We start from the raw sequence: 7,723 nt of genomic DNA, 5'->3' as shown, positions 1-7,723 counted from the left end.
TCAGAGGTGGGTCAAATCTCGATGGAAAACCCGGGTCACTTCTCAGTGGAAATCAACATCAATGGCTTCTGATAAATTCACCAGAGCGGCGCAGTCATCAGCTCCGGAGAATATCGGCCCTTAGAGACCGCTTTCGTCCCTCGCGGCATACGGACCGGTTAACAGCCTCTCCGCATAACCCTCGAAAACAACGGAAAAATCCGGCCGCAGCCGGATCGGGAGAACGCTTTCGCGAGGGTAAGTGGCGGAAGCGGTGGGATTCGAACCCACGGTGGAGTTCCCCCCACGCTAGTTTTCAAGACTAGAGCCTTAAACCACTCGGCCACACTTCCGGTCGTGTGGACCTATCGCTTGGGTCTCGATTCTGAAAGGGGCGAAAGTGTGGGCTCGGCGGGAAAATTCCCGTGGCACGGCCTTGGGCTTCCCAGAGTCCCCTGCAATCGTTATGATACCGCTTAGCGGTGCTTCGCTTCAGGCGTGCGGGGCATCCTCCTGTTTTCGACAGGGGACCGGGGCAAGCGCGGCAAAAGAACGCGCGCGATGGGGGTTAAGGCAGTTATGAGACGGAATTCTTTGTGGATTCTGCTGGGGGCGACCGTATCGGTTGCGGCGCTGGCGGGATGTCAAGATACAAAAGGTGGCGCGGCAGGGGCGGCCAAGCCGGGGGTTGCGGCCACTGGCGAAACGCAGCGGATCACGCGCCCCGGCAATAAGGATGTCGAAGCGCCAGACGTGTTTTCAGCCAATGAAAAGGGGTTGTGGGACGGGCGGCCTTCGCTGGGCGGTGCCTGGATCGCGTCGCCCGATGCGGCGGGCCCGGAACGGGTTTTGATCACGAATACGGAAAGTGGCAAATCGATCACCGCGGCGCTTTTCAAGCGAGAGCGAGAGAACCCCGGCCCTAGGTTGCAGTTGTCGTCAGATGCGGCGACGGCGCTGGGGATGCTGGCGGGACAGCCGGTGACCTTGAAGGTCGTGGCGCTGCGGCGGGAAGAGATCGTGGTACAAGAAGCCAGCCCTGCCCCCGTGGATGTGGCAGCAGAGGGTGCCGAAAAGCCCGGGACAGGTAAGGGCGCAACGGCCAAAGCGGGTGAAGGCGCGGCGCCCGCCGGGGCGGCCACGCCGGGCAAGGACGCAGCGGCGATTGGGGCGGCGGCGGTCGCGGCCGTGGGCAAGGACGGCAAAGCGACGGCGGCGACCGAAGCACCTGCTGCGGCGGCACCTGTAAAGCAGAAGAAGGGCCTGTTCGGCGGGCTGTTCGGCGGCGGCGCGAAAAAGCAACCGAAGGCCGAAGATCCGGGGGCACCGCTTTCGGCGATTGATCCGGCGGCGGCGGCAAAGACCCCGGCCAAGGCGGCCACGGTGGCGACAACGCCGCTGGACGGGGCGAAAGCGGCCCCGGCGGGGGGGCAGGCGGCGGCCCCTGCGCCTGCGGCCAGCGGTTCGGTCAGGATCATGATCGGGGCGTTCGGGGTTGAGGCGAATGCCAAGGCTGCGGCGGCGAAATTGCAAGGCGCGGGTCTGACGGCGGCGATCACATCGTCGAAAAAGGCGGACAAGACGATCTTCACAGTGACGGCATCGGGGGCGGGCGCCAGCGCGGACCTTCTGGCCAAGGTGAAGTCTCTTGGCTATGCCGATGCCTATGTGACGAAGTAAGGAAAGAACGATGCGGTATCTGCGTGGGATGATCGTGGCGGTGGGCCTTTTGCTGGGCCTGCCGGTGCAGGCCTTTGAAAGCCAGGCGACGGCAATCTGGGTTTATGATGTGACGACGCATACCGTGTTGATGGACAAAAACGGGGAAACCCCGGTACCGCCGGCGTCGATGTCGAAGCTGATGACGATCAACATGCTGTTCGAGGCGTTGAAGGATGGCCGGGTGACGATGGACACGACCTTTGGGGTGTCGTCGAAGGCCAAGGCGATGGGCGGCTCGACGATGTTCCTGAATGAACAGGATCGGCCGACCGTCAGCGATCTGATCCATGGGATGATCATCAATTCGGGGAACGATGCCTGCGTGGTGGTGGCCGAGGGTCTGGCGGGGACGGAAGAGGCCTTTGCGCGGCAGATGACGGAACGGGCGCATGCCTTGGGGATGGATCAGTCGAATTTCGCGAATGCGAGCGGTTGGCCGGACCCGGCGCAGCGGATGAGCATGCGGGATCTGGGGATCATTGCGCTGCGGCTGATCGAGGAATTCCCGGAGTATTATCCGATCTTTGCGCAGACGGAGTTCAATTACAAAGACCGGGCGCCGGACAATCGGTTCAACCGGAACCCGCTGTTGAAGCTGGGGATCGGGGCGGATGGGTTGAAGACGGGGCATACGTCGGAAGCGGGCTATGGGCTGGTGGGTTCGGTGAAGCAGGGGGATCGGCGGATCATCTTTGCGATGGCGGGCTTGCCAAGTGAGGCGGCGCGGGCGGAAGAGGCGGAGCGGGTGGCGAACTGGGCCTTTCGGCAGTTTTCGCTGAAGACGCTGGCGAAGGCGGATCAGCAGGTGGCTATGGCGGATGTCTTTATGGGCGATGCGGCGACGGTGGGTCTGGTTCCGGCAGAGGATCTGGTGCGTTTGGTGCCCGCAGCGGTGCAGGGGCAGGTGACGGCCGAGGTGGTTTATCAAGGGCCCTTGGCGGCCCCGATTGCGAAGGGGCAGCCCTTGGCGGAGTTGGTGCTGCATATCCCCGACCTGCCGGATGCGCGGGTGCCTTTGGTGGCAGCGCATGACGTAGGCAAGGGCGGGTTCATGACGCGGTTGATGACGGCGGCCAAGGTGCTGCAGGCGCGGTACTGGCCTGCGGATGCCGCCTCGTAACATGGTGGCGGCTGGGCTGTTTCTAAGCTTTGAAGGCATTGACGGGTCGGGGAAAAGCACACAGGCGCAGGTGCTGGCCGATAGCCTGCGGGCGATGGGCCGGGATGTGGTGCTGACGCGGGAACCGGGCGGGAGTGCCGGGGCCGAGGAAATTCGGCGGTTGGTGCTGGAGGGGGACCCGGATCGCTGGTCGGCGGAAACGGAGTTGCTGCTGTTTACGGCGGCACGGCGGGACCATTTGGAAAAGACGATCCGGCCAGCGCTGGCACGGGGGGCGGTGGTGATCACCGACCGTTTTGCGGACAGCACGCGGATGTATCAGGGGCTAAGCCGGGGCGATCTGCGGGGGGCGGTGGATGATCTGCACGCGGCGATGATCGGGGTGGAGCCGGATCTGACGCTGTTGATCGACATTGACCCAGAGGTGGGTCTGGGCCGGGCCAATGCGCGGGCGGGCAAGGAATTGCGGTTTGAGGGCATGGGGCTGGATTTGCAGCGGCGGATGCGCAGCGGTTTTCTGGCCTTGGCGCAGGAATTTGCGGGGCGTTTCCGGGTGATTGACGGGGGGCGTTCGGCGGAAGCTGTGGCGGCGGATGTGCTGGCTGTGGTGCGGGGGGCCGGGGTTTGACCTTAGTTCACCGTGTTTGCCCCCCCTCCCTATCCCTCCCCCACGGGGGGGGAGGGGACTGCGCCACGCGTTTGATCAGCCTTGACGAGCTCAATTGGGTGCGATCCCCTCTGCCCGGAAGCGAGAGCGGTAGGGAGGGCGGCCACGGTCCCAAAGGGCGCGACAATGGCCGCTGAGGAGCCGCTTCCCGATCCGACCCAATTGGACGGTGCGCCGCATCCGCGCGAAACCCATACGCTGTATGGCCACACCGCCGAACAGGCCGAATTCCTGCAATCCTACAATTCCGGCCGTTTGCACCACGGCTGGCTGCTGACGGGGCCGCAGGGGCTTGGGAAGGCGACGCTTGCCTGGCGGTTGGCGCTTTTTCTGCTGGCAACACCGGACGAGGATGGCGGCATGTTTGCGGCCCCTGCCCCCACAACGCTGGATATCCCCCCCGACCATCCGGTCGCGCGGCGGATTTTGGCGGGGTCCGAGGGGCGGTTGTTCCATTTGAAACGCGGGCCAAACGCCACAGGATCGGGTTTGTCGCAGGTGATTTCGGTGGAAGAAGTCCGCAAGATGAAATCCTTCTTCGCCATGTCCGCGGCGGATGGGGGCCGCCGGGTGGCGATCATCGATTCTGTCGATGAGATGAACACGGCCTCGGCCAACGCGCTGCTGAAATTGCTGGAGGAACCGCCGGAAAAGGTGACCTTCTTTCTGATCAGCCATCAGCCGCATCGCCTTTTGCCCACGATCCGTTCGCGTTGCCGCACGCTGCGCCTGTCGGCGATGCCGCCGGATGACCTTGCCGCAGCCCTTGCGCAAGCAGGCGCGGAGACGGCACCGGATCAGGTGACAGCCTTGGCGGAACTGGCGGGCGGGTCGGTGGGCGCGGCCTTTCGGCTGACGGCGCAGGAGGGGTTGGAGCTTTACGCCCGGCTGGTCGATCTGTTCAGCGCCCTGCCCCGGCTGCACCGTGGGGCGATGATCCGGCTGGCGGATCAGATGGTGGGCAAGGCGAATGCCGATCTGTTTGATCTGACGTTGACCCTGATTGACTTGTTTCTGGCCCGCGTGGCCCGCGCTGGGGCGACCGGCCAGACCCCGCCCGAGGCGGCGCGGGGTGAGGCAGCGGTTCTGGCGCGTCTGGCCCCTGACGCCTGGGCTGCACAGCAATGGGCGGAACTGGCGCAGAACCTGGGCAACCGGGCGCGTCAGGGCAAGGCGGTGAACCTTGACCCTGCCGCGCTTCTTATGGATATGGTGCTGGCAATCGAAGCGACGGCGGGCAGACTGGCCCAAAGGTAAGCCAATGCCCCCCGAACTTGTTGACAGCCATTGTCATCTGGACTTTCCCGATTTTGACGGCGAATTGCCCGACATCATCGCGCGCGCCCGCGCCGCCGGTGTGACGCGGATGGTGACGATTTGCACGCGGCTGCATCAAGAGCCGAAGGTGCGGACGATTGCCGAGGGTTATGAGGGCGTGTTCTACGCCGCAGGCATCCACCCGATGAGTGCCGCCGAACAGCCCTTGGTGACAGTGGATCAATTGGTGGCCTATGCGGCGCATCCGAAATTTGTGGGCATTGGCGAGACGGGGCTGGACTATCACTATACCGCCGAAAGCGCCGAAATTCAGAAGACGAGCCTGCGGGTGCATATTCAAGCGGCGCAGGAAACCGGGCTGCCGCTGATCATCCATGCACGGGCGGCGGATGAGGATATGGCAACGATCCTGCGCGAAGGGTTTCAGGCGAAACCCTATGCTTGCGTGATGCACTGCTTTTCTTCGGGGGCAGAACTGGCGCGGGCGGCGCTGGATATGGGGTTTTATCTATCGATGTCAGGGATCACGGCCTTTCCGAAATCGCAGGAATTGCGCGATATTTTCGCGGCGGCCCCGGTGGACCGGATCCTTTTGGAAACAGACAGCCCCTATCTGGCCCCGCCGCCCTATCGCGGCAAGCGGAATGAACCGGCCTATACGGCGTTCACGGCCAAGGCCGGGGCGGCTGTTTTCGGGATGAGCGAGGCGGAATTTGCGGCGCAGACCTGTGCGAATTTCGACCGGCTGTTCACGAAGGCGGCAAGATGACGCGGCGTTTCACCATTCTGGGCTGTGGTTCGTCGGGCGGTGTGCCGCGGATCGGTGGGGAATGGGGGGAATGTGACCCGACCAATCCGAAAAACCGACGCCGCCGCTGTTCGCTGTTGGTGGAACAGGCGGGGCCGCAGGGGGTGACGCGGGTTCTGGTCGATACCTCGCCCGATATGCGGGAACAGTTGCTGGGAGCGGGTGTGGGGCATCTGGATGGGGTGGTCTATACCCATGCCCATGCCGACCATGTGCATGGCTTGGACGATCTGCGGCAGATCGTTTTCAACACCGGGCAGCGCCTGCCGGTCTGGGCGGATGGGCCGACCGAAATGGCCCTGATGGAGCGGTTTGCCTATGCTTTCGTGCAGCCGTCTGGTTCGCCCTATCCTTCCATTCTGGCGATGAACCCGATTGCGGGGGGGTTTGCGGTGCCCGGCGCGGGGGGGGATGTGCCCTTTGTGCCCTTTGCGGTGAACCACGGCCCGTCAGAGGCCTTGGGTCTGAGGATCGGTGGCTTGGCCTATATTCCCGATGTGCTGGCCCTGCCCGAGACGGCGTGGGAGCATCTGGGGGATCTGGATTGCCTGATCGTCGATGCGCTGCGGCGCAAGCCGCACCCGACCCATGCCCATCTGGCGCTGACGCTGGAGTGGATTGCGCGGGCGAAACCGAAGCGGGCGGTGATCACCAATATGCATATTGATCTGGATTATGCCGTGCTGGCCGCCGAATTGCCGCCCGGCGTTGTGCCTGCTTTTGACGGAATGACCATCGAATGAATGCGCTGCTGGAAGTCATCATCCCGGTTTTTCTGGTGATCGGCTTTGGTTATGCGGCGACGCGGGCGGGGTTGTTTTCGGAAACTGCGGTCGATGGGTTGATGCGGTTTGCGCAGAATTTCGCGGTGCCCTGTCTGCTGTTCAAGTCGATTGCGACGCTGGATCTGTCGGATGCCTATGACTGGGGGCTGATGTTCAGCTTTTATGCGGGGGCCTTGACCTGCTTTGGTCTGGGGATTGCGGGGGCTTACTATGGGCTGAAGCGGCCCTTGACGGACAGTGTGGCCATCGGCTTTGCCTGCCTGTTTTCCAACTCGCTGCTGCTGGGGCTGGCGATCACGGAACGGGCCTATGGCACGGCGGCGCTGGCGGGGAATTATGCGATCATCTCGCTGCATTCGCCGTTCATGTATGGCACGGGGATCACCCTGATGGAGCTGGCGCGGAGCCGGGGGCTTGGGCTTTCGGCGGGCGCTTTGGGGCGGCAGGTGGGGCGGGCGATCTTTAACCAGCCACTGGTGATCGGGATCACGCTGGGCTTTGTAGTGAACCTGTCGGGCCTGCCTATCCCCGAGGCCGCCAATTCGGCGCTGGAGATGATCACGCGTTCGGCCATTCCGGTGGCGCTGTTCGGGTTGGGCGGCGTTCTGGTGCGCTATAAGCCCGAGGGGGATGGGCGGGCGATTGCGATGATCTGCGGGCTGTCACTGATCCTGCATCCGGCGATCACCTATGGCTTGGGGCATTTCGTCTTTGCGCTGGATCAGGCGGCGATGCGGTCGGGGGTTTTGACCGCCAGCATGGCGCCGGGCGTGAATGCCTATCTGTTCGCGCATGTCTATGGCGTGGCGAAAAGGGTGAATGCCAGCGCGGTGCTGATTGCCACGGCGCTGTCGATTGGAACGGTTTGGTTCTGGTTGCAGCTTTTGGGTTGAGCATATTGTCGCGTCTGGGCGAACAGTTTGGTCGTGGCCTTTGGACCTGCCGCAATTGGTTTGTGGCCGAGCGGAGCCTTCCTATTTGCGCTGTGGGGCGGATTGCAGCGCTGGGTGGGACAGGAATGTGGCGGGATGTTCCTGCCTTGTCCGGGTTGACAGCGGGCTGGGCACCTTGCGCGATGGGTTTTGCGGGATTGTCAGCTGCGGGCCGGGGTCGCGGGCCAGGAACTTTCACTTCCGCCGCTATCCCTTGGCAATAAGTCAATAAATGGCGAATCCTGCCTTTGGCCGGTCAGGGGTTTCTGGCGGCCCGAATCGGGAATCAGGTTCGCGGGAATCGGTGGCTTTGTTCGGAAGTGGCCCAAATCGTGGCCAAAGCGGCAAATGCACTGCATCTTGAGCAGATCTTCACCCCCCGGAGTCACCGCAACAGCACGCTTGTCGCAGGCAAGCGGGCAAACCTAACGT

Annotated in this window: 7 protein-coding genes and 1 tRNA gene; 7 read left to right on the top strand and 1 reads right to left on the bottom strand. The window is 63.4% G+C overall.

Features of this window, described 5'->3' with window-relative positions; translation table 11 throughout:
* Nucleotides 1–242: 242 nt before the first annotated feature.
* Nucleotides 243–332 (bottom strand) — tRNA-Ser (locus IE095_RS17465).
* Between the two features lie 226 nt (nucleotides 333–558).
* Between IE095_RS17465 and IE095_RS17460 the strand changes: the two genes are divergently transcribed.
* From IE095_RS17460 to IE095_RS17430, 7 genes are all read left to right on the top strand, one after another.
* Nucleotides 559–1,659 (top strand): SPOR domain-containing protein, encoded by a 1,101-nt coding sequence (locus tag IE095_RS17460; RefSeq protein WP_189413423.1) that lies wholly within the window; start codon nucleotides 559–561, stop codon nucleotides 1,657–1,659.
* Nucleotides 1,660–1,669: 10 nt separating this feature from the next.
* Complete coding sequence (locus IE095_RS17455; RefSeq protein ID WP_189413421.1) at nucleotides 1,670–2,821, top strand: D-alanyl-D-alanine carboxypeptidase family protein; 1,152 nt, start codon at nucleotides 1,670–1,672, stop codon at nucleotides 2,819–2,821.
* Nucleotide 2,822: 1 nt separating this feature from the next.
* On the top strand, nucleotides 2,823–3,449 hold the full coding sequence (gene tmk, locus IE095_RS17450) for a dTMP kinase (RefSeq protein ID WP_189413441.1): 627 nt from the start codon (nucleotides 2,823–2,825) through the stop codon (nucleotides 3,447–3,449).
* 165 nt (nucleotides 3,450–3,614) lie between these two features.
* Nucleotides 3,615–4,745 carry a DNA polymerase III subunit delta' gene (locus IE095_RS17445; RefSeq protein ID WP_189413419.1) on the top strand — a complete coding sequence of 377 codons (1,131 nt, stop codon included), beginning with the start codon at nucleotides 3,615–3,617 and terminating at the stop codon, nucleotides 4,743–4,745.
* A gap of 4 nt (nucleotides 4,746–4,749) precedes the next feature.
* Nucleotides 4,750–5,535, top strand: a complete 786-nt coding sequence (locus IE095_RS17440; RefSeq protein WP_189413417.1) for a TatD family hydrolase — start codon at nucleotides 4,750–4,752, stop codon at nucleotides 5,533–5,535.
* A complete protein-coding gene (locus IE095_RS17435) occupies nucleotides 5,532–6,317 on the top strand; it encodes an MBL fold metallo-hydrolase (RefSeq protein ID WP_189413416.1) in 786 nt (261 codons plus the stop codon). Before IE095_RS17440 ends, IE095_RS17435 begins: the two co-directional genes overlap by 4 nt.
* Nucleotides 6,314–7,252: an AEC family transporter gene (locus IE095_RS17430; RefSeq protein WP_189413415.1), complete on the top strand. Its 939-nt coding sequence runs from the start codon at nucleotides 6,314–6,316 to the stop codon at nucleotides 7,250–7,252. Before IE095_RS17435 ends, IE095_RS17430 begins: the two co-directional genes overlap by 4 nt.
* Nucleotides 7,253–7,723: the final 471 nt, after the last annotated feature.

This window comes from Neogemmobacter tilapiae, from assembly GCF_014652215.1.
Lineage (GTDB): Bacteria > Pseudomonadota > Alphaproteobacteria > Rhodobacterales > Rhodobacteraceae > Neogemmobacter > Neogemmobacter tilapiae.
Note: the sequence above shows the minus strand (reverse complement) of the source record. Positions and strands in the feature narration are given on the sequence as shown.

Coding starts and splice junctions, on each gene's coding strand:
- IE095_RS17435 (WP_189413416.1), top strand. CDS start 5,532: ATGACGCGGCGTTTCACCATTCTGGGCTGTGGTTCGTCGGGCGGTGTG.
- IE095_RS17430 (WP_189413415.1), top strand. CDS start 6,314: ATGAATGCGCTGCTGGAAGTCATCATCCCGGTTTTTCTGGTGATCGGC.
- IE095_RS17460 (WP_189413423.1), top strand. CDS start 559: ATGAGACGGAATTCTTTGTGGATTCTGCTGGGGGCGACCGTATCGGTT.
- tmk (WP_189413441.1), top strand. CDS start 2,823: ATGGTGGCGGCTGGGCTGTTTCTAAGCTTTGAAGGCATTGACGGGTCG.
- IE095_RS17455 (WP_189413421.1), top strand. CDS start 1,670: ATGCGGTATCTGCGTGGGATGATCGTGGCGGTGGGCCTTTTGCTGGGC.
- IE095_RS17445 (WP_189413419.1), top strand. CDS start 3,615: ATGGCCGCTGAGGAGCCGCTTCCCGATCCGACCCAATTGGACGGTGCG.
- IE095_RS17440 (WP_189413417.1), top strand. CDS start 4,750: ATGCCCCCCGAACTTGTTGACAGCCATTGTCATCTGGACTTTCCCGAT.